The organism is Parasedimentitalea nitratireducens (assembly GCF_057444295.1).
The window spans coordinates 1-1,537 of record NZ_JBYAXC010000037.1 but is presented as its reverse complement, the minus strand read 5'-3'; the positions used below and the strand labels follow the sequence as shown (position 1 = coordinate 1,537).

The following is a 1,537-nucleotide window of genomic DNA, read 5'->3' as shown; positions in this document are numbered from 1 at the left end:
TATTCTGTTGAAAAACTCACGGTTTTGGCGGCACTACATCACAGGATGAATGGCTTCCAACTCGATTTCACGGGACGGTTCTGACCTGACCAGGGATTGGAGCTAGTTTGGCTAACTTTTTGAGGTTTTGGGCGGTTGCGACGAGGATAAATTCGTCATGAGCGCCACATGGTCCACGTAATCGGAGCCGACCTAAGCCGTGAATGCGTTTTAGATGGGCGAATGACATTTCGACTTTTTTGCGCAGCTTGCATGAGATGGCATATTGCTGAGTTTGCGATAAAGCACGTGCGACATTACGAGAAGCTTCATAGATGGATCGAGTAACTTTACGCTGTGGCGATTTGGGACAACACCGTTCTTTTAGATCGCACATATCGCAGTCGGCTTTACGCGCTCGGTAACGAATAGTCTCATCCTTGTTTGCGCCAGTTGTTCCTGCTTTATATGCACGTAGCGGCTTTCTCAGCTCTTTGCCACCGGGGCAAATGTAAAGATCATTGCCGACATCATATGTGAAGACAGCACGTTCAAACGTGCCGTCCTTTCGGCCAGATTTATCAATGACAGGAATATGCGGTGCGATCCCACGCTTCTCCACAAGCCAATCCAACATGGGGCCGGATCCATACGCCGTGTCTGCAATCAGGCGCTCGGGCTTCAAGTCATGTACCGTTTTCACACGATCAATCATGGTTTTGACGGCATCCACCTCAGCTTGGCGGACAGACCGCGTAGGTTCCACATCAAGGATGACTGCGTTGTCTGTATCGATCAAATAGTTCGTGGAATACGCAAAATATGCAGGCCCACCACGTGCTCCCGTCCACTGCGATGCTGGATCTGCATGTGAGATGAACTTCGGAACCACGGGGCTGGCGGCCCCAAACGCCGCATCATCAAGTGTTTCCAAATATTCGCGAACCGCGCGCGGTGCATCATCTGGATTGATTGCCTCAGGATTCCAATCAGCCTTTGGCGTGGATTGTTGGCGATTGGCATCGGCGGCAATGATGCTTGCGTCCGCAGCGTATCGCTGCCCGCTTGCGAGACCAGCATCGATGCATTGCGCTACAACGGTTTCAAACACATGCCGGAGTAAATCACTATCGCGGAAGCGACCATGCCGGTTCTTGGAAAACGTCGAATGATCCGGAATAGCATCTGTCAAATCCAGCTTGCAAAACCAACGATACGCCAGATTGAGATGAACCTCATCACACAAGCGCCGTTCAGAACGAATGCCCATGATGTAGCCAACCAACAACATGCGCATCATCAGCTCAGGATCAATCGAAGGACGCCCCGTTGAGCTATAAAACCTGGCCAAATGCTGGCGCACGCCGGTCAAATTAATGATGCCATCAATCGACCGCAGGACATGGTCGGACGGGATATGATCCTCAATCGAAAAGTCATAAAACAGCGCGCTTTGCGCTTCTTGCCTCGGCCCCAACATCGCTCCAACCTCTCATATCAATAAGGAAATTGAATCAGTCAGACATCCCTAAATCAACAAGAGTTTTTCAACAGAATA

The 1,537-nt window shown here is 50.4% G+C and carries 1 protein-coding gene; it reads right to left on the bottom strand.

The features are described 5' to 3' along the window. Positions 1 to 67: 67 nt before the first annotated feature. A complete protein-coding gene (locus AC2T28_RS24895) occupies positions 68 to 1,459 on the bottom strand; it encodes an IS1182 family transposase (protein ID WP_486751292.1) in 1,392 nt (463 codons plus the stop codon). Positions 1,460 to 1,537 lie beyond the last annotated feature (78 nt).